The following is a 19,448-nucleotide window of genomic DNA, read 5'->3' on the forward strand; positions in this document are numbered from 1 at the left end:
GCCGGCGTGCGTGTTACAAGCAGCGAGTCGACGTACCCTCTGTACATTTCCATACGAACGCAACACAATGACGTTACATGAGCCACCCTCATATAATTCGCACGCCGGATCAGCGGCTACGGATCTTCGTCTCGTCCACGCTGCAGGAGCTCGCCGCTGAGCGCCGCGCCGCCCGGACCGCCATCGAGCGGCTGCACCTGGCGCCCGTCATGTTCGAACTGGGCGCGCGCCCGCATCCCCCTCGGGAGCTCTACCGGGCCTACCTGGAGCAGAGCGACGTCTTCCTCGGCCTTTACTGGGAGCGCTACGGCTGGGTCGCCCCGGACGAGGAGGTCTCCGGCCTCGAAGACGAGTACAACCTGTGCCCGCCGGAGCTGCCCCGCCTCCTCTACGTGAAGAGCCCCGCCGACAACCGGGAGCCGAAGCTCGCTACCCTGCTCGCGCGCATCCGCGACGACGACCGCGCCGCCTACAAGTACTTCGAGAGCCCCAAGGAACTGGCGCAGCTGATCGAGAACGATCTCGCCACCCTGCTCGCCGAGCGCTTCGACCAGAGCCGGGCGCTCATCACCGCGGATGTCGCCAGCGATGCCGATCGGGTGGTGGAACCGGTGCGCCTCCCCGTGCCGCTCACCGGCCTGGTCGGGCGCGACGCCGACATCGCCGCGATCGTCGACCGCCTGGAGCACGGGACGCGCTTCGTCACCCTGGCCGGCCCCGGAGGGATCGGCAAGAGCCGGCTCGCGATCGCCGCAGCACGCGCCGCTGCGCAGGACTTCGACGACGGCGCTGTGTTCGTCGACCTCTCCGCCGTCCACGACCCTCGCCGCGTGCCCAACCGCATCGCGCAGGCCCTCGGCGTGCGCGACACCGGCGACGCGCCCATCCTCGACAATCTGGTGACCGCACTCCGCGACCGACGCATCCTGCTCGTCCTCGACAATTTCGAGCAGGTATTGGATGCGGCGCCGCTTCTCACGGGACTGCTCGCCGCCGCACCCGGTGTCTCGATGCTCGTCACCAGCCGGGCGCTGTTGCGGGTGAGCGCCGAGCAGAGCTACGAGGTCGGCCCGCTGGCCGAGGACTCCTCGGTCAGTCTGTTCGTCGAGCGCGCCCACGCGGTGAAGCCGGACTTCGAGATCACGCCGGAGAACGCGGACGCCGTCGCCCGCGTCTGCACCGCGCTCGACGGTGTCCCGCTCGCCATCGAACTCGCCGCCGCGCGGGTTCGGGTGCTGTCCCCCGCCGAGCTTCTCGACCGACTCGACCGGCGGCTCTCCGTGCTGGTGGGCGGGTCGCGCGACCTGCCGGAGCGCCAGCAGACCATCCGTCGCACCATCGAGTGGAGCACGCAACTGCTCGCCCCGGAACAGCGGCGGCTGCTGGCGCGCCTGGGCACCTTCGAGGGCGGCTTCACGCTGGAGGCGGCCGAATTCGTCGGCGCCTCGGGCGAGGGTGACGGTGACGGTGACGGCGGCGATCCCGACGTGATCAGCGACCTGGCCGTGCTGGTCGACTCGAGCCTGGTCTCCCAGCACGACAGCGACGACCGGCCCCGGTTCACCATGCAGGCGATCGTGCGCGAGTACGCGCGGGAGCAGCTCCAGAGCGGAGGCGAGCTCGACCGAGCCCGCGACGCGCACGCCCGCTACTTCATCGACCTCGGCGCCCGCGCCCGGCTGCCGCTGAAGGGCGGAGGGCAGCGTGAATGGATGCAGCGACTCGGTGACGAACGCGACAACCTGCGGGCCGCCGAACGGTACCTGCTGGATGCCCGCGACTGGGATCGCGCCGCAGAACTCGCGTTCAACCTGTTCCTCTACTTCTGGGTCATCGGCCTGCTCGGCGAGGTCCGCACCTGGATGGACGAACCCCTCGAGTCCGGCGACACGCTTCAGGACCGCACGCGCGCCATCGCGCTGTACTTCACCCGCACCATCCGGTTCTGGAAGGACCCCGACGGCCGCGTGGCCGCCGACCTCTCCGAGGCCGCCGACCTCTTTCGGACATGCGGCGACCGGTCCGGCGAGGCGATGGCGCGGATTTCGCTCTCGCTCGCCCTGATGGCCGGGGAGAAGCCGGATACGGCGCGGGCGGCCGAGGTGATGGAGCGCAGCCTCCGGCTGTTCCAGGACACCGGAGACGTCTGGGGAGAGTCCATGGCGCTCGTGCTGCTCGGGCGGGTAGCCCTGCTCGAGCAGAAGGTGCACACCGCGTTCGAGCGCTTCGACGAGTCCCTGGCGCTGACCCAGCGCAGCGGGGATGCCGTCGGCGGCCGGATCGCGGCCTACCACCTCGGCTGGGCGCACCTCCTGCTCGGAGCTCCGGAGGAGGCCCGCACGGACTTCGCCCTCAGCGTCACCCTCTCGACCTCGCTCGGTCACATCGAGGGCATCGCCTACGGGCTGGAGGGGCTGGCGGCCGTGGCGGCTCTCGCCGGCGATGTCGATCGCGCCGGAAGGCTGGCCGGGGCAGCGCACGCGCTCCGCGAGCGGTCGGGCACGCACAACGGGCCGACCTTCACCTTCCACCAGCGCTACCTGGACCGGCTGGCCGCGGTCAGTCCGGCAGGCCGGCTCGCCGCGGCCGTCGCGGAGGGCCGGGAGCTCACCGTTGAGCAGGCGGTCGCCGAGGCCCTGTCGGAGCCGCACCTCAACTAAGGCGGGTCGACCCGGCGCAGTTAACAGTTGGAACCCCGGCACCAGAACGGTGCCGGGGTTCTCCTGGTCCCGGTCGGCGCACCCGAAACGCCTGCCGGGAGGGTCTGATGATCAGGCGATGAGCGCCTGCTCCTCCTGAGCGGGCGACACCCACGCACCGTACACCGCGACGCGCGCCGACTCCAGGGTGCCGTACACGCCCAGCTCGCGGCCGGTGCAGTCGGTGGCGACGAAACCGTCGTGGTTGCGGTCGACCATGCCCACGTACGCCGAAGGGGTCGAAGCCACCCAGAGCGACGACGCCGGCGAGTGCCAGGAGACGTACTCGGTGGGCAGATCGATGATGTCAGCGAGCGACTCGGCCATGATTCTTCCTTCTCGATGGGTGGTTCGAAGATCTACGTAGATGATCGAACTCCCCCTCCGCGGACGCAAGAAAATCGGGGGGCCTTGCTTTGGAGGATCGAGTCAGCTATAAGCGCTGGCCCAGCGTCATCGGGCGTTCGGCTGACGCGTCTCCGACTCCTCCATGACGATCATCCCGGAGGCCCGGCCACCGGTCTGGATCATGGTCTCGATCCAGTCCTTGTTGAGCGTCGGCACCTTGGAGCCGGAGAAGAAGATGTGCAGGGGGACGCCGTTGTCGACCCAGATGGTGTGACGGCCACTGCCGAGCTCGGCCGGCACCTGCCAGGTGAGGAAGAAGTTCTCGCCGCGACGGAGCTTGGTGCTGATCGCGATCTGCATGTGGAACAGGAGACGGTCGTCGAGCTCGTAGCTTTCGCCGTCGTAGCGGAGAGTGCCCACGGATGCCTTTCGTCGATCGGGTGGTGCGTCAGCGACGCTGCTGAGAGCTTACCCGCCGGAATTCAGGTGTATCGTGACCGCGCGATAGTGTTCTACAACGTCCCAGCCGAAAGGATCGCCGCATGATCGTTCACCGCCTCACGGTCGATGGAAAGGACTACTTCCTCCCCGATCCGGTGGACGACCTGCGTGGCAAGATCCTCGAGGCCGTGCAGGCTGGCGGCGGCTACGTCACCATCCCGCCGCTCCGGGGCGGCCCGGGAGTGACAGTGCTCTTCTCCCCCGGCATGCCCGTCACCTGGGCGCAGATCGAGGTCGACCCGCCCGCCCCGCGTCAGGACGAGCCGCGCGTCGACATCGACTCGTTCGACGCGCTCTGAGTCCTGTTTTCAGGACCGTCCTGTTTTCAGGACCGCGGTTCAGGACTCGCGCAGCCGAGCCCGGTACCAGGAGAAGATCGCCTTCGCGCCCTGCGGCTGAGAGATCAGGTAACCCTGGGCGCGGTCGCATCCGGCGTCCGCCAACCGATCGAGCTGGTGGCGTCGCTCCACGCCCTCGCCGACCACGCGGATGCCCCGGCGGTGCGCCTCCGTGATGATCTGCGCGACCTCGTGGACGCGGTCGTCCGCCTGCACCAGGCTCTTGTCGAGCTTCAACTCCCGCGCGTGCAACGCCTCCACGCGGGCGAACGACGAGTGACCGGTGCCGAAGTCGTCCACCGAGATAGTCACGCCCGCAGCGGCGAGCGCCTGCAGCGGTCCTGCGACCCGCTCGGGACGCGCGATTCTCTGACTCTCCGTCACCTCGACGGTCAGCGTCTTCGGGTCGCAGCGTCCCGTCGCGAACGCGCCCTCGAACATGTCGTACAGGGACGGGTCCTCGAGCTGGGTGGCGGAGACGTTCACCGCCACATCGATCGTGCAGCCCGGGATGTACTCCGTCGTCACGTCGGCGATGATCCGGGCCGTGAGCAGCGGAAGTAGGCCAGCCTTCTGCGCGATGTCGACGAAGACGTCCGGTGCGACGACCCCGCGCCCCGGGTGGGTCCACCGGGCCAGCGCCTCCACCCCGACCATGGCACCATCCGTGACATCGATCTGGGGCTGATAGGCGGCCGTCACCTGGCGCTGCGCCAGCGCGATCTCCAGATCGCGGGCGAAGTCCTCGAGGGTTCCGTCCACCAACGTCACTCTGGTGATGATTCCCACGCCAGGCTGGGTTGTCAACTTCGAGGGGGACCCCTTGCGGAAATGGCCCCTCTGGCGCTAACGGCTGACGCCGACCTCTGAAACTAGCGAGCGCGGCGGCGCCTGTGGCGCTGTCCTCCTGCGATGCCGAGGAAAGTCGCCGCTGCCACGCCGGCGACCCCGGCGACCACGAGGTCGACCGCCTGGACCGCGGGGGCGATGCTCTCGCCGACCGGCGCCAGGAACAGCACGACCGCAGCGAACGCGATCGCCGCGGCGAACGCTCCCGCTGATGACAGACCCTGCATGATCGTCCCCCTCTGTACCCCCGAACGCTCCGAAGCATAGCCACCGCACAGCTTCACCGGCAGTCACTACGCGGCACGTTCACCGAATCGTCACCATCCGATCCGCCGGGCGCCCCTGGTACTCCGCGGACAGCAGCCGATACGAACGCGTCAGGAAGGCTCCGAGGGCGAGTACGACGAGGGCAAGACCCGAGAAGAGGAACACCAGCGCGATGCCTCGGCCGCTGCCGTCCCCCAGCAACCAGCCCCAGGTCGCACTCCCCGACTCTGACGCCATGTACGGGATGATCAGGAACTGCGCCAGGGGCGCGATCAGGAACGCGGTGATCGGCGCCGCCGCCGACTCCAGCGCCTGCCCGAAGCCGAACACCCGCCCCTGCCGGTCGAACGGCACGATCTTCTGGATCACGGTCTGCTCCGACGCCTCCACCGCGGGAATCAGGGTCATGTAGGCCCAGATCCCGGCGGCGTAAAGCGGCCACCACTCCCGCAGGGTGAACGTCGCGCCCAAGAGGCCCATGATCGCGACGAGCACCAGCATGGTGCGGATGGGGTTCTTGCCCAGTCCGAACTTCGCGACGACGAGACCGCCGATGATGAACCCGGAGGAGGCGACGCCGAGGACGATGCCCCACAGCTCGACGGCGAAGAGCTCGAGGCCGTACGGGTCCATCAGCGCGAGGTACACCCCGCCGATCAAGTTGTTGAAGGTCGAGAAGATGATCAGCGCGAAGAGGCCCGGCGCCTGACGGATCGCCGCGATGCTTCCGCGGATGTCCATGGCCGATGCCGAGCCGTCGCGTTCGGGAAGTTCCTCCGGAATGCGCAGGAACAGCAGGTGGAAGGCGGCGAGGCCGGTGACGACGATCGCGATGACGAGCGTCCACCCCATCCCGAGCAGTCCGATCGAGAGGCCGCTGAAGACGCTGGTGACCAGGAAGGCGAGACCCTGCACCGTCCCGACGAGACCGTTCGCGTTGGCGTGGCGCTCGACCGGGACGAGGAGGGTCACGGTGGTCGACAGTGCGATGTTGCGCAGGTTCTCGACCACGGCACCGAAGAGGATGATGCCGGCGAAGATCCAGAACATCGGTCCGCCCAGATCGAGCAGCGCATCCTCGGGGAAGATCAGGTAGAGCACCCCGCCGATCGAGAACGCCGCGAGGGTCAGCAACGACGCGAACAGCATGACGTGCTGTTTGCGATGGCGGTCGACGATCGTGCCGAAGACGATCGAGAACAGCGCGACGAGCAGCATGTAGGCGCCGCCGACGATGCCCGTGGCGAGCACGGACCTCGTCTCCAGGTACACCCAGAAGGTCAGAGCGAACCAGAGGAAGCTGGTGGTGACGTTCGCCACCGCCGTGTTGACGAGGACCTGCGCGAACGTGCGCATGCCCTTCTCCTCTGACGCCGTCGTCATGGGCCAGACCCTACCGGTTCGCCCTCCAGCCCGGGAGGGCGGGCGGGAGGGCGAACGGCCAGGTCTCACGCGGCGTCGGCGGGGAGGTCGACGGGGTACGGCTCTCCGAAATCAGCGCTCCGGCTCACAGCCGACCACGTCAGGTCGGAGTCGAGCAGCCGGCGGTCCTGCGCGACGCTCATCTCGGTGGCGTTGACGCCGAGCGGGAGGTTCTGCGGAATGTCGGTTCGCTTCGCCACGCGCACCAGGATCTCGGCGGCGCGCACGGGATCGCCCGCCGGGCCCTCGCCCGACTGCCTCACCCGGCGATTCATCGCGCCGACGGTGCTCTCGTATCCTTGCGGGATCTCGCGCACCTCCATCGAGGAGCCGGCCCAGTCGGTCCGGAACCCGCTCGGCTCGACGAGGAGCACCTTCACTCCGAACGGCGCCGTCTCGGCGCGCAGCACCCGGCTGAAGCCGTCGATGGCGAACTTGGCCGCCTGGTACGACGCGATCCCGGGTGACCCGCCGACGCGTCCACCGACGGACGAGAACTGGATGATCAGCCCGCCGCCCTGCGCGCGCAGCAGCGGGATCGCCGCTTTGGAGACGTTGTAGACGCCCCAGAAGTTGGTCTCGAACTGCGTGCGGAAGTCGGTGTCGTCGGTCGTCTCGATCGGCGACACGTTGGCGTAGCCGGCGTTGTTCACGATGACGTCGATGCGGCCGAACCGCTCGCTCGCCTCGCGCAGGGCCTCCGCGGCTCGCGAGGGATCAGTGACGTCGAGCGCCAGCGGAAGGATGCGGTCGCCGTATTCGGCGACGAGGTCATCCAGCTGTTCGGGGCGGCGCGCCGTGGCGGCCACACGGTCGCCGGCCTGGAGGGCGGCGACGACGAGGGCGCGGCCGAAGCCGCGCGAGGATCCGGTGATGAACCATGTCTGTTCCATGTCGTTAATGAAACACCGTTTCTTTAACTAATGCAACTCGGTTGCAGTAAACTGTCAGCATGACGCACAGCGACGACCGCGAGACAGCCTTCCAGCGCGCGCGCTCGCCCGAAGCGAAGGCAGCGCGCGAGCAGGCGATCCTGGATGCTGCGCGCACCCTCGGCGCGGACCGCGGCATCCGCTCGGTCACCCTGACCGACATCGCGGATGCCGTCGGGATGCACAAGTCGGCGATGCTGCGGTACTTCGAAACCCGGGAGGAGATCTTCCTGCGGCTCACGGCCGACGGCTGGCGCGAGTGGACGCCCGCGCTGTGCGAGCGGATCGCAGCCGCCTCCACCGCGCAGGAGGTCGCGACGGCCTTCGCCTCGACCCTCGCCGCCCGCGGACCCTTCTGCGACCTGCTCGCCCAGGCCCCCCTGAACCTGGAGCGCAACGTATCCGTCGAGGCCGTCCGCTCTTTCAAGCTCACGACCGGGGCCTCCCTGGCGCACATCGCTGACGCCGTGCGCATGGCGCTGCCCTCTCTCCCGCCGATCGCATCGACGGATGTGGTCGCGGTCGCGACCTCCCTCGCCGGCACCTTCTGGCAGATCTCGACGCCGCCCCCCGAGATCGCAGAGCTCTACCGCTCCGACCCGCGGCTCGGCCACGCGCTCATCGACCTCGAGCCGAGGCTGCAGCGCATCCTCACCGCGTACCTCATGGGAGCGCTCGAGGACTGACGAAAACCCCACGGCTACGAACCGCGCGCCTCCTTCTCGCCCTTCTCCGCACGACGCATGAGTATTTCGAGCGGCACCAGAAGAAGCAGTGTCGAGAGGTAGATCAGGAAGGCGACGTAGTTGCCCAGGCTGGTCAACCCGCCCGGCAACACGCCGACGAGGAGCCCCAGGACGAAAGTCCACGCGGGCAAGACCCTGCCGCCCCACCGGCTCAGTCGGAACGAACCCACTTTGTGCCTGTTCACCGTCTGATGCCTCTCATGCGCATGATCCCTTCACGAGCTGCCCAAGGTAGGTGAAGGAAAAAGCCCAGATGCGGCACTTGGCGAGACCAGCTGCGTTGTACGAGGCAACCGTCCCATAGACGGCGGCGGCCAACACACCCACGAGCGGCCCCCCGAGAGACAGAAGAGCCACCGCCGTGGCAGCAGAACCCCCAGCGATAGCCTGAGCCGTCGCCTGCGACATCTTCACGACGATGTACGTACCGAAGGAGATCGACGGATCCGCCACGACCGGGAAGGCCGTGTTGCGGGTGAAGTCGACGACCTGAGTGAGCGTGTTTCCCGCGATCTCGTAGTGAGTGGAAACCGGCTTTCCTCTAGCGTCCTTGGCCCAGGGCGAGCTGACTACTCCCGTGATGACGCTGCCGTTCTCCGTGGCGATGTAGGCTGACCCGTCCGGTGCGAGTTCGAGGAACTGCCCTTCTGGCACCCCGAGTCGATAGTCATATCTCGCCGGAGCCTTCGCGCTGGCGATCACGGTGTTGAGCTGGACTCTGCCGTCCTTGCGAACAGCGGGGATCGTCATCGAACCGTTTTTGTTGTCATAGGCGACGATGCCCGGCTTCTCGACTATGGCGTTGCCTGCCTTGTCCGCGAACGGGAGGCCGATCCTCAACGCGGCGCCGCCTGCGCCCAGAGTGACAGGCGCCGACGGATCGACGGGGACGTTGACCGCCGCCTTCGCTACGGTCGCATGGATCGCGTTGGTTCCAGTGGCTCGTGTGGGCACGTTCGCGGCTTCCGAGACCGCGGTCGGATCGGCCGTGACCAGTGCCGCAAGAGGGTCGTTTGCAGCACCCGCAGGCGCGGCCGTGAGCACCGTGAGCACGAGCGCCGTAGCGCCGATGGTCGATCCGACCGTGAGTAGTCGTTTCATTTTCGAGTCTTCCGTTTGTGTGACGAACGGAGTGGACAATCGTTCTGCGACCCGTTGCCGGCGCGATCCAGTCCACGACCCGAAGCCCGCCGTCGGGCCTCACCTACAAGGACTGCGTCGACCACCAGTCATGACGCGACCCGCCCAGCCGGGCGTACGGTGTCGGCGTGACCGACGTCTCGCAGGCATCCCGCACCGAGAATCGCGGCCGTGCGCCCGCATTCGCGGTGTCCATCGCCGTCGGCGCGCTGACCATCCTGGATCTGTCGGGCGTGAACGTCGCGCTCCCCTCCATTCAGCGTTCCCTGCATGCCGACTCGACTCAGCTGCAGCTCATCGTTGCGGGGTACGCGCTGGCGTTCGGCCTGACGCTCATCCCGTCGGGGCGGCTCGGCGACACCCGCTCGCGCCGTGCAATGTTCGTCATCGGCCTCGTCGGCTTCAGCCTCGCCAGCGCGTTGTGCGCTCTGGCGCCGAACATCGTCTGGCTGACCGTCACCCGCTTCCTCCAGGGCGCCGCCGCGGGCGTTCAAATGCCGCAGGTGCTCGGGATGATCCAGCAGCTCTACCGAGGCGAGGAGCGTGGGCGCGCGTTCGGCGTGTTCGGGGCGATGGTCGGCATCGCCACCGCCATCGGGCCCAGCCTCGCCGGATCCCTCATCGCCCTCGGCGGAGCGGAGGAGGGATGGCGCCTGCTGTTCTGGTTCAACGTTCCGTGCGGGGCGGTCGCGCTGTTCTTCGCTCTGCGCTTCCTGCCGCGGACCCAGGAGCGTGGCTCGGGCACCGAGCTCGACCCGGTCGGGCTGGTGCTGCTCGCGGGCACCATCCTCGGGCTGATGCTGCCGTTCCTCCTGACCACGGGATCCTCCACCGACGACCCGCTGCGCTGGCTGTGGCTCGCCGCGTTCGCCGCGTTCGGCGCCGCGTTCCTGCTCTGGGAGCGCGGCTACGCCCGTCGCGGACTGTCGCCGATCATCCACCTCGACCTGTTCCGGCTCGCCTCGTACCGCAACGGCATCCTCATCGCCACGGTGTACTTCGGCGGCCTCCCCGCGAGCTTCCTGGTGACGACGCTGTTCCTGCAGGAAGGGCTCCACGCCCAGCCGCTTGCCGCGGGCCTCGTGAGCGTCCCGTTCGCCCTCGGCGCCGCGGTCTCAGCGTTCGTCGGAGGCCGTCTCGTGAACCGGTTCGGACGCGCCCTGGTCGTCGTCGGACTCGTCGTTGTGATCGTCGGCATCGGCGCCCTGCTCGCCTCGGCGACGCTCGCACCGCCCGACTCGGCCGAGTGGTTCATGGCCGCCTCGACCCTCATCGGCGGCATCGGCGGCGGGTTCGTGATCTCACCGAACCAGACGCTCACCCTGTCGGAGGTGCCGCCGGAGGAGGGCAGCGCCGCCGGCTCCATCGCGCAGCTCGGACAGCGGATCGGGACGGCCGTCGGCGTCGCTCTGGTGACGGCCGTGTTCTTCGCCATGGTCCCGGGCGGCGGCAACCACCCGGTCGACCAGTACCACGCGGCGGTCCGGGCCGGGTACCTCGTGACCTTGGCTCTGCTCGCGGTCGCGCTGGTCGTCGGGCTGGTCGACCTGCGGGAGCGGCAGAAGGCGGGGAAGACGCCGGCTCAATCCACGTGACTACTGCGGGTATGGAGTCTCACCGCGCGCCAGCATCGCCACCAGCTTCGCGAGCCGGTTCGCGCGGCTGGTCGCGCTCGGGGCGGTGATGACGCGGTGGAGGACGGCATACCGGTTCTGGCCGTTCAGGCGCTCGAACTGCGCGGCCGCCTCGGGCGAGGCCGCCAGCGCCGCCACGAGGTCATCCGGCACCACGACCGACGACGCGCCGGCGTAGGCGCGCTCCCAGCGGCCGTCCGCCTTCGCGCGGTCGACTTCGGCTTCACCGCGCGGGCGCATCCGCCCCTCCGCGCGGAGCGCCGCTATCAGGCCGATGTTGCGCTCCGACCAGAGCGAGGCAGCGCGTCGCGGTGTATACCGCTGGAGGAATGTCGTGTCGTCGCGCGAGCGCCGCTGACCGTCGATCCATCCGCCGCACAGGGCCTCGGCCACCGCCTCGGCGTAGGTCAGCGAGGTCGGTTCCGTGGTGCCCTTCTTCGCGAGCACCAGCCAGACACCGTCGGACGACTCTTCGTTGGCGGTGAGCCAGTCGCGCCACGCGGCGGCATCGGCGACGATCAGGTGGTCGGTGTCCGTCGGCGCCATGATTGCCACTATTGCGCATACCTCCGACAGCGCGCCAGGACCATCGGGATGCGCTCCTCGCGAGGAACCTAGCGGCGGACCTCCGTTGTCGCACCCGGCTCCAGGTCGCGCGACGGGCCCCCGTGACCTTCGGCCTTGCGCCTCCAGCCGCGGACGTAACCGGTCGCCAGCAGCAGCACTCCCACCCCGAGCAGGATGGCCGCACCCACGGTGAAGCCCAGGTTCCAGGCGACGTACTGTCCGGTGTCGTTCGCCCCGGGTGTCTCGACGCCGTACCGGGTGAGGCAGAGCGCCCCCGCGATGACCAGCACCGCTCCGACGATGTAGAAGACGGTGGACTTGCCCGCGCTGAACATCCCCATGCTCACTCCTGCTCGGTTTCGTCGCCCTCGGCGGTGTCGTGGCCGTCGCTGATCTCGGCTGCATCGTGGCCGCCCGCGAGATCGGGCGCAAATGGCTCCGCCAGCGCCTCCACCCGCTCCCGCAGATAGCGGACCGCGCCGATGTTGTCCGGCTCCGTCGCGGTCGTGCTGGCCGTCTCGACCATGAGCACCACGGCAGGGCTCAGCAGGAAGGTCGCTTCCACTTCGTTCCCGTCGACCCCGATCGCCCGCAAGGTCACCGCATCCGTTCCCCCGGTCTGGCCGAGAGCCGTCGCGTAGCTCATCAGAAGGTCCGCCGCCTCGTCGCCCACCAGCAGCGACTTGTCCGCATAGGTCACGTGCTTCATGACCTGGACGGTAGGCCGGATTCGCGTGCGCGCATCCCGTTGACATCGCGGGAGGCGTGGGTCAGAGCGCACCCGTGGTCCGTCACAATCCGAAACGCGGAAGAAAGCCCGACGGGGCCCGGTTCGACAAACGTAAGGGGCGACGGTCGCCCCGGCGAAAGGCGACGACATGGCCAAGATCTCGATCATCGGAGGGACCGGATTCACCGGGTCCCACCTTGCTGCGGAGGCCGCCTCACGCGGTCACAGCGTGACCTCGCTGAGCCGTTCGGAGCCGAGCGAGCCGGTGCAGGGCGTCACCTACCTGACCGGGTCGGCCGACGAGCCGGAGAGCGCGATCGAGGGCGCGGACGTGATAGTGGCGACCGTGTCGCCGCGCGGCGACAGCGCGGGCACGCTCGGGCGACGTTACGGCCATCTCGCCGAGCTCGCCGTCGCATCCGGTGCCCGGCTGGTGGTGATCGGCGGCTTCAGCTCGCTGCGTCCCGCCCCCGACGCCCCGCGCTTCGCCGAGGGCGACGACATCCCGCCGGCGTTCGCGGATGAGGCCCGCGAGCTGAACGCCGTTCTCTCGGATCTGATCGAGAACGCTCCGGAGGGCCTGGACTGGCTCTTCGTCAGCCCGGCCGGGACCTACGGCTCGTACGCGCCCCAGCAGGAGCCGCGCGGGACCTATCGCGTCGGCGACGATGTCGCGCTCTTCGACGACGAGGGCGTCTCCCTCATCGGCGGCGAGGACTTCGCGAAGGCCGTGCTCGACGAGATCGAGGCGCCGACCCGCAGCCGCGCGCAGATCCACTTCGCCTACTGAGCCCGCCGAGTTGACGCAACACGCCGTCCGGCCAAGTGCCGCGACGGCGTGTTGCGTCAACCCGGTCATCTCGGCACTGCGTCTTGCCCGGGCGGCGACCTCGTGGCACCGTTCAAGGAGAACCCCTCGCACGACGAACGGGAGATGGCGTGGCGAAGCAGAAGAAGCTCGAAAAGGCGGCGGAGAAGGCCCTCAAGCGGGCCGAGGAAGCAGTGGCCGACGCGATCGACGCAGTCGACCGGCTGAACAAGAAGAAGGCGAAGAAGCGCGCTCACGCGCTGCGGGACCAGGTGGCGAAGCTGGGCGGCAAGGGCAGCGGCAAAAACGGCGACAAGGGCTCCAGTAGCGGCTCCACCCCCGAATCCGGCGCCGACGCGCCCCTCGACCTCACCCCTCCCCTGCCCTCCGTTCGCGACGACCGGGTCGACACGGCCGCCGAGTTCGCCGGATCGGTCGCCACGTCGGCGCCGCATGATCCGGAGCTCGACCACCTCACCGTCCAGGCCCTCAGGGATGCCGCCCGCGCTCGCGGACTCCGCAACGTCTCCCAGCTCAACAAAGGCCAGCTGATCGAGCGTCTCAGCGAGTGACCGACCGAATCGGCCGCCCCGGGAGACTGGGCACCATTCCGGGTTTACGGTGGCAGTCACGGAAGGAGACCACGTGGACGACGAGGCACTCGAGGTGACGCAGCAGGACGCGGTGACTCAGCACGACGCGGTGACGGCGGAGCACGCCCAGCCGCTCGATGAAGCGGAGACCCTGCCGCAGGAAACGGCAGAGGAGACGGAAGAAACCGTCCCGGAAATGCAGGAGATCACCTACGACGAGCAGCTGTATCCGGCGCGCCCCCGCCGCCTCCGCCCGCGTGCGAACCTGCGCGGCGGAAGCATCCGCCGAACGTTCTCCGACCCGCGTGCCGCGAACGGCCAGAACCCCGCCTACGTCGAGTGGCTGGTCCGGCAGTCGATGCTGAAGGATGCGGATGTGCTCAGCCGCCAGCTGTCCGGCTCGCCGAGCATGTGGCGGAACCCGTACGCCCGGCCGGATGCGCGCCGCGCCGTCTCGACGTCCGACGTCTGGTTCACCGCGTATCCGATCTCGCTCATCACGCGCCCGCACGAGTCGTTCCTGACGGCGCTCGCGGACCCTGAGCTGTGGTCGGCGTTCGAGCGGATCGGGATCAACGGCGTCCACACCGGCCCGGTGAAGCGCGCGGGCGGCATCCGCGGCTGGCAGGAGACGCCGAGCGTCGACGGCCACTTCGACCGGATCGGCACGCAGATCGACCCCGCCTTCGGCGATGAGGAGACCTTCCGCCGCATGACCGATGTCGCCGAGGAGCACGGCGGCAGCGTCATCGACGACATCGTCCCGGGCCACACCGGCAAGGGCGCCGACTTCCGCCTGGCGGAGATGGCGTACAAGGACTACCCCGGCATCTACCACATGGTCGAGATCCCGCCGGACGAGTGGCATCTCCTCCCGGAGGTTCCGGAGGGCCGCGACTCCATCAACTTGGACGAGTCGACGGAGGCGGCGCTCGCCGCCCGCGGCTACATCATCGGCGAGCTGCAGCGCGTCATCTTCTTCTCGCCCGGCGTGAAGGAGACGAACTGGAGCGTCACGGCTCCCGTCATCGGCGTCGACGGAGTCACTCGCCGCTGGGTGTACCTGCACTACTTCAAGGAGGGCCAGCCGTCGGTCAACTGGCTGGATCCGACCTTCTCGGGCATGCGCCTGGTGATCGGCGACGCCCTGCACTCGCTGGGCGATCTGGGCACGAGCGCACTGCGGCTGGATGCGAACGGCTTCCTCGGCGTCGAGAAGAGCGCCGAGGGGATGCCCGCCTGGTCGGAGGGCCACCCGCTGTCGCACGCGGCGAACCACATCATCGCGGGCATGGTCCGGAAGGTCGGCGGCTTCACATTCCAGGAGCTGAATCTGACCGTCGAGGACATCCGCGATACCGGCGCCGTCGGCGCGGACCTGTCGTACGACTTCATCAACCGCCCCGCCTACCACCACGCCCTCGCGACCGGCGACACCGAGTTCCTGCGGCTGACGCTGCGCACGTCGCTCGAGCTGGGCGTCGAACCCGTCAGCCTGGTGCATGGGATGCAGAACCACGACGAGCTAACGTACGAGCTGGTTCACTGGGCGACGCTGCATCAGAACGACGTGTACACGTTCCGCGGCGAGGAGATCACCGGCGGGGAGCTGGCCCACCGCATCCGCCAAGACCTGGTGGAGGCGATCACGCAGCCGACCGCCGACTACAACCTCGTCTTCACAACGAACGGCATCGCCTGCACGTCGGCGTCCCTCATCGCCGCGACCCAGGGGCACGCGACGCTCGATTCGATCACCGAGGCCGACATCCCGGCGATCCGCGACGCGCACCTGCTGCTCGCCGCCTTCAACGCCTGGCAGCCTGGCGTGTTCGCGCTCTCGGGATGGGACCTGCTCGGCTCGCTGACCATCCCCCGCTCCGAGGTCGAGGACCTGATCGCCCAGGGCGACACGCGCTGGGTGGAGCGCGGCGCCCACGACCTGCTCGGCGTCGCGCCCGAAGCGCAGCGGTCGTCCTCCGGGATGCCACGGGCCCGCTCGCTGTACGGAACGCTGCCCGAGCAACTGCAGAGCCGCACGTCGTTCGCGAGCCGCCTGGGCGACCTGCTGCGCATCCGGAACCGCTGGGGCATCGCCACGGCACGCCAGGTCGACGTGCCCGATGTGGCCCATCCCGGAATGCTCGTCATGGTCCACGAGCTGGAGTCGCTCGACGAGCAGGACCTGCCGATCGTGCAGCTGACCGTGCTCAACATGACCGGCGAGCAGGTGGAGGGCACCGTCCGGTCGGAGGCGCTCCCCCACCGCGCCCTGGTGACGGACGCCGCCGACGGGAGCGAGGTGGGGACCGTCGACGACCTGGCGAGCTTCCCCGTGAGCGTCCCCGCCTACGGTGCCCGGTTCCTGGTGCTGCAGCGGACGCCGGCCGAGTGAGTGCTCAGCCGAGCAGCTCGCGCACGCGCGGCACGACCTCGCCGCCGTAGAGCCGGATGCCGGTGAGCAGCGACTCGTCGGTCATGCCGGGGATGCCGTACTTGAGGTCGAAGCGGTTCGCCCCGACGATGGGCAGGTTCTTCGCGATCTTGGCGGCGACCGTCTCGGGCGAGCCGACGTAGAGGCTGCCGTCCGGGCCGATCTCGCGCAGGAACGACGACTCGGTCGGGATCGCGAACCCGCGGGTGGCGCTGACCTTGGTGATCATGTCGCGGTAGTGCGGCCAGAACTCCTCACGCGCCTGCTCGTCGGTCGCCGCGACGTGCCCCGGCGAGTGCAGGCCGATCGGCTGCGGCTCCTGTCCGAACTGCTCGAGCGCCTTGTGGAAGAGCTCCGCGTAGGGCGCGAACCGCGCCACCGGACCTCCGATGACGGCGAGCATCAGCGAGAAGCCGTAGTGGGCGGTGCGGATGACCGACTCCGGGCTGCCGCCCACGCCGATCCAGGTCGGAAGGGGCGTGTCGAGGTGCGGGACCACATCCTGGTCGCGCAGGCCACGCCGGGTCGTGCCCTCCCAGGTGACCGGGCCGCCGCGCAACAGGTGGGCGAAGAGGTTGGTCTTCTCCTCGAACAGCGTTTCGTAGTCGTTCAGGTCGAAGCCGAACAGCGGGAACGAGTCGATGCTCGAGCCGCGGCCGAGGATGACCTCGGCCCGACCGCCGGAGAGCGCGTTGAGCGTGGAGTATCGCTGGAAGACACGGACCGGGTCGTCCGAGCTCAGCACGGTGACGGCGGACCCGAGGTGGATGCGCTCGGTGCGCGCGGCGATCGCGCCGAGCACCACGTCGGCCGCCGAGAGGGGCATGTCGTCGGTGTGGTGCTCGCCGATGCCGAAGTAGTCGAGACCCGCCTCCTCGGCGGCGACCGCGTGACCGACGAGGTCGCGGATGGTCTGGGCCTGGCTGATCGGCCGGCCGTCGGCGTCGTTCGTCACGTCGCCGAAGGTGTTCAGGCCGAAGCTGAGCGGGAAGCGCTTTTCGGGGGTGGTGGGCTCGGTTGTGGGCTCGGTTGTGGGCTCGGTGGTGGTGGATTCGGGTGCGGTGTTCATTTGTGGGTTCTTTCCGGGTGGGATGTGGTTCAGGCGGCGGCGTCGGCGGGTATCAGCTCGCCGGCGACGGCCGTCCGGAATTCTCCTGAGTTCAGGCGCGCTCCGAACACGGGGCCGCCCGGTTCGAAGGCGACGCCGTCGCGGAGGCGTTCGGCGATGACGACGTCGTACCCGACGTCGTCGATCAGGGAGGCGACCAGTGCTGCGGCTTCTGCGTCGTCGGAGGCGACGCCCAGCGCACGGCGGTCGGGGTCGCCGGCGGGCCGGCGGTCCTCCTCCATCTCGTGGTAGCCGATGTGGTTGAAGGACTTCACGACGGTGGATGCGGCGAGCCGTTCCTGGACCACCTCGCTGCTGGTGAGCGAGGCATCCTCGAACAGCGGCTGCACGCCGTCGGTCGGCGCCCAGTAGTTCATGGAGTCGATGACGATCTTGCCGGCGAGCATCCCGTGGTCGAGCGTGGCGAAGCGGTGGAGCGGGATCGCGAGGATCACCACGTCGGCGTCGGCGACGGCGTCAGCGGCCCAGCGAGCGTGCGCCCCGGGCATGACGACGGAGGCGATGAGCTGGATGCGGGCCGGGTCACCGGAGGCTGCGACATCCACCGGGTAGCCCGCGTCGAGCAGGATGCGCGCCAGCGCCGAGCCGACGTGCCCGACGCCGAGGATCGCGACGCGCGGTCGTGTCGTGCCGGTGTTCATGCTGCGTGTCCTTTCTTGGTTTCGAGCGGTGTTGCGTCGAGGTGCTGGCGGATGCTTCCGAGCACCTCGGCGAGGTTCTCGAGCTGCTGCGGGTCGAGCGCGTCGGCGAAGAGGCGCTTCACCGCACGCAGGTGCGGGCCGGAGGCCCTGCGGATGGCGTCGTAGCCGTCGTCGGTGAGGACGACGAGGGCGCCGCGGTTGTCGCCGGGACACTCGGTGCGGAGGATCAGCCCCCGGCGTTCCATCCGCCCCAGGTGGTGGGAGACGCGGCTGCGCTCCCAGTCGATCGCGTCGGCGAGTTCGGACGACCGCAGCGAGCGGCCCTCCGCCTCTGTGAGCGCGAGGAGCACTGCGTAGTCGCCGGGCGAGAGCTCGACCCGTTGGAGTTCCGCCGCGAGCAGGCGGCGGAGGTCCGCGGTCGTGTCCTGCAGGGAACGCCAGACGGCCAGTTCGCGCTCGGTGAGCCGCTCGGCGAGCGGTTCGGCGGTGTCTGGTTCGGTCATCCCGTCCTCGTTTCCTCGTGCCAGCCGGTGTAGCTGACATGTCAATCAACCGAGGCAGGCGTCGAATTGTTCCCGCCGCACAGGACGCCTTGTAGCGTTGCAGCATGACCGAGCTGCCGGACGCCCTCCCCGCCGACTACGACCCCGCGCACGTGTTCCGGGTGGTCGCGACACCGGTCGCGCAGGGCTGGGGAGTGTGGCTGCGCGCGGCCGACGACAGCATCATCCACAGCTTCGGCCTGGGCTTCCCGCCCGGCACCCCGTTCCACCCGGACGTGCTGGATGTGCTCGGCCCGCTCCTCAACGTGCAGTACCGGCTGGCCTTCCACGGCCCCGAATCGTGGGACGAGCTCGAGGACCACTTCTCCGCCGTCGTCTACGAGTACACCCCCCGCTAGCCGCGGCTCCCCCTCCTTCGCTTCCGTCGGAGATCGGGCGGCCGGCGTCGGAGATGTGTGCGATGGAGGCGCGGATCTCCATCCGCACCGCGGTGCGTCGGAGATTTGGGCGGGTTTCTCCGACGCTGGTTGGTCCTTCGTTAGCGGTCGGCGTTTTCGGCGGCTGGGTCGCGGCGGACCGGCTGGAGTCGGGTGAGCTGGGTGACGTGGTGGGGGCCGAGTTCGGCGAGGGTGGTGACCTGGAGCAGTTTCATGGTGCGGATGAGTTGGTCGGTGAGGATCTGGATGGTGCGGTCCACACCCTCCCGGCCGCCGGCCATGAGGCCGTAGAGGTAAGCCCGCCCGATCAGGGTGAACTTGGCACCGAGGGCGTAGGCGGCGATGATGTCGGCGCCGTTCATGATGCCGGTGTCGATCGCGATCTCGGTGTGCTGACCCACCTCCCGGGCCACTTCGGGGAGCAGGTGGAAGGGGATGGGTGCGCGGTCGAGTTGGCGGCCGCCGTGGTTGGAGAGCACGATCCCATCCACCCCATGATCGACCAGAGTGCGCGCGTCGTCGACGTTCTGCACCCCCTTGATGACCAGCTTCCCGGGCCACATCTCCCGGATCACCTTCAGGTCGTCGTAGTTGATCGAGGGGTCCATCGCCGCGTTCAGCAGGTCACCGACGGTGCCGCCGGTGGCGGACAGGGAGGCGAACTCCAGCTTCGGGGTGGTCAAAAAGTCGTACCACCACCACGGCCGCGGGATCGCGTTCACGATCGTCC

Annotated in this window: 23 protein-coding genes; 8 read left to right on the top strand and 15 right to left on the bottom strand. The window is 69.0% G+C overall.

The features are described 5' to 3' along the window. Positions 1–77 precede the first annotated feature (77 nt). Positions 78–2,660, top strand: coding sequence for a DUF4062 domain-containing protein (locus AB4Z18_RS12120; RefSeq protein WP_441782929.1), 2,583 nt, complete (start codon positions 78–80; stop codon positions 2,658–2,660). 111 nt (positions 2,661–2,771) lie between these two features. On the opposite strand, the gene AB4Z18_RS12125 is transcribed toward AB4Z18_RS12120, so the two are convergent. Together AB4Z18_RS12125 and AB4Z18_RS12130 are read right to left on the bottom strand one after the other, a co-directional pair. After that, positions 2,772–3,026, bottom strand: a complete 255-nt coding sequence (locus tag AB4Z18_RS12125) for a hypothetical protein (RefSeq protein ID WP_441782930.1) — start codon at positions 3,024–3,026, stop codon at positions 2,772–2,774. A gap of 126 nt (positions 3,027–3,152) precedes the next feature. Continuing rightward, on the bottom strand, positions 3,153–3,467 hold the full coding sequence (locus AB4Z18_RS12130; RefSeq protein ID WP_441782931.1) for a DUF7882 family protein: 315 nt from the start codon (positions 3,465–3,467) through the stop codon (positions 3,153–3,155). Between the two features lie 122 nt (positions 3,468–3,589). Here AB4Z18_RS12130 and AB4Z18_RS12135 point away from each other — a divergent pair, with 122 nt between their 5' ends. Further along, complete coding sequence (locus AB4Z18_RS12135) at positions 3,590–3,847, top strand: hypothetical protein (RefSeq protein WP_441782932.1); 258 nt, start codon at positions 3,590–3,592, stop codon at positions 3,845–3,847. A 39-nt stretch (positions 3,848–3,886) separates the two neighbouring features. On the opposite strand, the gene AB4Z18_RS12140 is transcribed toward AB4Z18_RS12135, so the two are convergent. The 4 genes from AB4Z18_RS12140 to AB4Z18_RS12155 form a co-directional block, all read right to left on the bottom strand. Beyond that, complete coding sequence (locus AB4Z18_RS12140; RefSeq protein ID WP_441782933.1) at positions 3,887–4,648, bottom strand: EAL domain-containing protein; 762 nt, start codon at positions 4,646–4,648, stop codon at positions 3,887–3,889. A gap of 110 nt (positions 4,649–4,758) precedes the next feature. Next, the gene (locus AB4Z18_RS12145; RefSeq protein ID WP_441782934.1) at positions 4,759–4,962 is read right to left on the bottom strand and encodes a hypothetical protein; all 204 of its coding nucleotides are present in this window, start codon (positions 4,960–4,962) and stop codon (positions 4,759–4,761) included. Between the two features lie 79 nt (positions 4,963–5,041). Next, positions 5,042–6,385 (bottom strand): MFS transporter, encoded by a 1,344-nt coding sequence (locus AB4Z18_RS12150; protein ID WP_441782935.1) that lies wholly within the window; start codon positions 6,383–6,385, stop codon positions 5,042–5,044. A 65-nt stretch (positions 6,386–6,450) separates the two neighbouring features. After that, positions 6,451–7,317, bottom strand: coding sequence for an SDR family NAD(P)-dependent oxidoreductase (locus AB4Z18_RS12155; RefSeq protein ID WP_441782936.1), 867 nt, complete (start codon positions 7,315–7,317; stop codon positions 6,451–6,453). A 59-nt stretch (positions 7,318–7,376) separates the two neighbouring features. Here AB4Z18_RS12155 and AB4Z18_RS12160 point away from each other — a divergent pair, with 59 nt between their 5' ends. Continuing rightward, positions 7,377–8,042 carry a TetR family transcriptional regulator gene (locus AB4Z18_RS12160; protein WP_441782937.1) on the top strand — a complete coding sequence of 222 codons (666 nt, stop codon included), beginning with the start codon at positions 7,377–7,379 and terminating at the stop codon, positions 8,040–8,042. Between the two features lie 14 nt (positions 8,043–8,056). On the opposite strand, the gene AB4Z18_RS12165 is transcribed toward AB4Z18_RS12160, so the two are convergent. Further along, entirely contained in the window at positions 8,057–8,233 is a 177-nt protein-coding gene (locus tag AB4Z18_RS12165; protein ID WP_441782938.1) for a hypothetical protein, read from the bottom strand. Between the two features lie 67 nt (positions 8,234–8,300). After that, positions 8,301–9,242: a hypothetical protein gene (locus AB4Z18_RS12170; protein WP_441782939.1), complete on the bottom strand. Its 942-nt coding sequence runs from the start codon at positions 9,240–9,242 to the stop codon at positions 8,301–8,303. 128 nt (positions 9,243–9,370) lie between these two features. Between AB4Z18_RS12170 and AB4Z18_RS12175 the strand changes: the two genes are divergently transcribed. Further along, complete coding sequence (locus AB4Z18_RS12175) at positions 9,371–10,837, top strand: MFS transporter (protein WP_441782940.1); 1,467 nt, start codon at positions 9,371–9,373, stop codon at positions 10,835–10,837. Here AB4Z18_RS12175 and AB4Z18_RS12180 read toward each other — a convergent pair whose 3' ends face one another. The 3 genes from AB4Z18_RS12180 to AB4Z18_RS12190 form a co-directional block, all read right to left on the bottom strand. After that, positions 10,838–11,422, bottom strand: a complete 585-nt coding sequence (locus tag AB4Z18_RS12180; RefSeq protein WP_441782941.1) for a YdeI/OmpD-associated family protein — start codon at positions 11,420–11,422, stop codon at positions 10,838–10,840. A 68-nt stretch (positions 11,423–11,490) separates the two neighbouring features. Further along, positions 11,491–11,784, bottom strand: a complete 294-nt coding sequence (locus tag AB4Z18_RS12185) for a hypothetical protein (protein WP_441782942.1) — start codon at positions 11,782–11,784, stop codon at positions 11,491–11,493. 2 nt (positions 11,785–11,786) lie between these two features. Beyond that, the gene (locus AB4Z18_RS12190) at positions 11,787–12,152 is read right to left on the bottom strand and encodes a hypothetical protein (protein WP_441782943.1); all 366 of its coding nucleotides are present in this window, start codon (positions 12,150–12,152) and stop codon (positions 11,787–11,789) included. Positions 12,153–12,321: 169 nt separating this feature from the next. Here AB4Z18_RS12190 and AB4Z18_RS12195 point away from each other — a divergent pair, with 169 nt between their 5' ends. From AB4Z18_RS12195 to treS, 3 genes are all read left to right on the top strand, one after another. Then, entirely contained in the window at positions 12,322–12,963 is a 642-nt protein-coding gene (locus AB4Z18_RS12195; RefSeq protein WP_441782944.1) for an NAD(P)-dependent oxidoreductase, read from the top strand. A gap of 149 nt (positions 12,964–13,112) precedes the next feature. Continuing rightward, positions 13,113–13,553 (top strand): SAP domain-containing protein, encoded by a 441-nt coding sequence (locus AB4Z18_RS12200; RefSeq protein ID WP_441782945.1) that lies wholly within the window; start codon positions 13,113–13,115, stop codon positions 13,551–13,553. Between the two features lie 73 nt (positions 13,554–13,626). After that, positions 13,627–15,969 (top strand): maltose alpha-D-glucosyltransferase, encoded by a 2,343-nt coding sequence (gene treS / locus AB4Z18_RS12205; protein ID WP_441782946.1) that lies wholly within the window; start codon positions 13,627–13,629, stop codon positions 15,967–15,969. A 4-nt stretch (positions 15,970–15,973) separates the two neighbouring features. Here the strand turns inward: treS and AB4Z18_RS12210 are convergent, their stop codons facing one another. From AB4Z18_RS12210 to AB4Z18_RS12220, 3 genes are read right to left on the bottom strand one after another with little or no spacing between them, the layout of a single operon-like run. After that, positions 15,974–17,077 carry an LLM class flavin-dependent oxidoreductase gene (locus tag AB4Z18_RS12210; RefSeq protein WP_441782947.1) on the bottom strand — a complete coding sequence of 368 codons (1,104 nt, stop codon included), beginning with the start codon at positions 17,075–17,077 and terminating at the stop codon, positions 15,974–15,976. A 29-nt stretch (positions 17,078–17,106) separates the two neighbouring features. Then, positions 17,107–17,778 (bottom strand): NADPH-dependent F420 reductase, encoded by a 672-nt coding sequence (locus tag AB4Z18_RS12215; RefSeq protein WP_441782948.1) that lies wholly within the window; start codon positions 17,776–17,778, stop codon positions 17,107–17,109. Beyond that, a complete protein-coding gene (locus AB4Z18_RS12220) occupies positions 17,775–18,281 on the bottom strand; it encodes a MarR family winged helix-turn-helix transcriptional regulator (RefSeq protein WP_441782949.1) in 507 nt (168 codons plus the stop codon). Before AB4Z18_RS12220 ends, AB4Z18_RS12215 begins: the two co-directional genes overlap by 4 nt. A 104-nt stretch (positions 18,282–18,385) precedes the next feature. On the opposite strand from AB4Z18_RS12220, the gene AB4Z18_RS12225 reads away from it, so the two are divergent. Beyond that, positions 18,386–18,679 carry a hypothetical protein gene (locus tag AB4Z18_RS12225; RefSeq protein ID WP_441782950.1) on the top strand — a complete coding sequence of 98 codons (294 nt, stop codon included), beginning with the start codon at positions 18,386–18,388 and terminating at the stop codon, positions 18,677–18,679. Positions 18,680–18,819: 140 nt separating this feature from the next. On the opposite strand, the gene AB4Z18_RS12230 is transcribed toward AB4Z18_RS12225, so the two are convergent. Next, on the bottom strand, positions 18,820–19,448 hold a 629-nt coding region (locus AB4Z18_RS12230; protein ID WP_441782951.1), incomplete at its 5' end, for an alpha-hydroxy acid oxidase.

Source organism: Leifsonia sp. 2TAF2, assembly GCF_052115085.1.
Lineage (GTDB): Bacteria > Actinomycetota > Actinomycetes > Actinomycetales > Microbacteriaceae > Leifsonia.

Coding starts and splice junctions, on each gene's coding strand:
- AB4Z18_RS12120 (WP_441782929.1), top strand. CDS start 78: ATGAGCCACCCTCATATAATTCGCACGCCGGATCAGCGGCTACGGATC.
- AB4Z18_RS12225 (WP_441782950.1), top strand. CDS start 18,386: ATGACCGAGCTGCCGGACGCCCTCCCCGCCGACTACGACCCCGCGCAC.
- AB4Z18_RS12210 (WP_441782947.1), bottom strand. CDS start 17,077: ATGAACACCGCACCCGAATCCACCACCACCGAGCCCACAACCGAGCCC.
- AB4Z18_RS12215 (WP_441782948.1), bottom strand. CDS start 17,778: ATGAACACCGGCACGACACGACCGCGCGTCGCGATCCTCGGCGTCGGG.
- AB4Z18_RS12180 (WP_441782941.1), bottom strand. CDS start 11,422: ATGGCGCCGACGGACACCGACCACCTGATCGTCGCCGATGCCGCCGCG.
- AB4Z18_RS12145 (WP_441782934.1), bottom strand. CDS start 4,962: ATGCAGGGTCTGTCATCAGCGGGAGCGTTCGCCGCGGCGATCGCGTTC.
- AB4Z18_RS12135 (WP_441782932.1), top strand. CDS start 3,590: ATGATCGTTCACCGCCTCACGGTCGATGGAAAGGACTACTTCCTCCCC.
- AB4Z18_RS12195 (WP_441782944.1), top strand. CDS start 12,322: ATGGCCAAGATCTCGATCATCGGAGGGACCGGATTCACCGGGTCCCAC.
- AB4Z18_RS12125 (WP_441782930.1), bottom strand. CDS start 3,026: ATGGCCGAGTCGCTCGCTGACATCATCGATCTGCCCACCGAGTACGTC.
- AB4Z18_RS12155 (WP_441782936.1), bottom strand. CDS start 7,317: ATGGAACAGACATGGTTCATCACCGGATCCTCGCGCGGCTTCGGCCGC.
- AB4Z18_RS12190 (WP_441782943.1), bottom strand. CDS start 12,152: ATGAAGCACGTGACCTATGCGGACAAGTCGCTGCTGGTGGGCGACGAG.
- AB4Z18_RS12150 (WP_441782935.1), bottom strand. CDS start 6,385: ATGACGACGGCGTCAGAGGAGAAGGGCATGCGCACGTTCGCGCAGGTC.
- AB4Z18_RS12220 (WP_441782949.1), bottom strand. CDS start 18,281: ATGACCGAACCAGACACCGCCGAACCGCTCGCCGAGCGGCTCACCGAG.
- AB4Z18_RS12185 (WP_441782942.1), bottom strand. CDS start 11,784: ATGGGGATGTTCAGCGCGGGCAAGTCCACCGTCTTCTACATCGTCGGA.
- AB4Z18_RS12160 (WP_441782937.1), top strand. CDS start 7,377: ATGACGCACAGCGACGACCGCGAGACAGCCTTCCAGCGCGCGCGCTCG.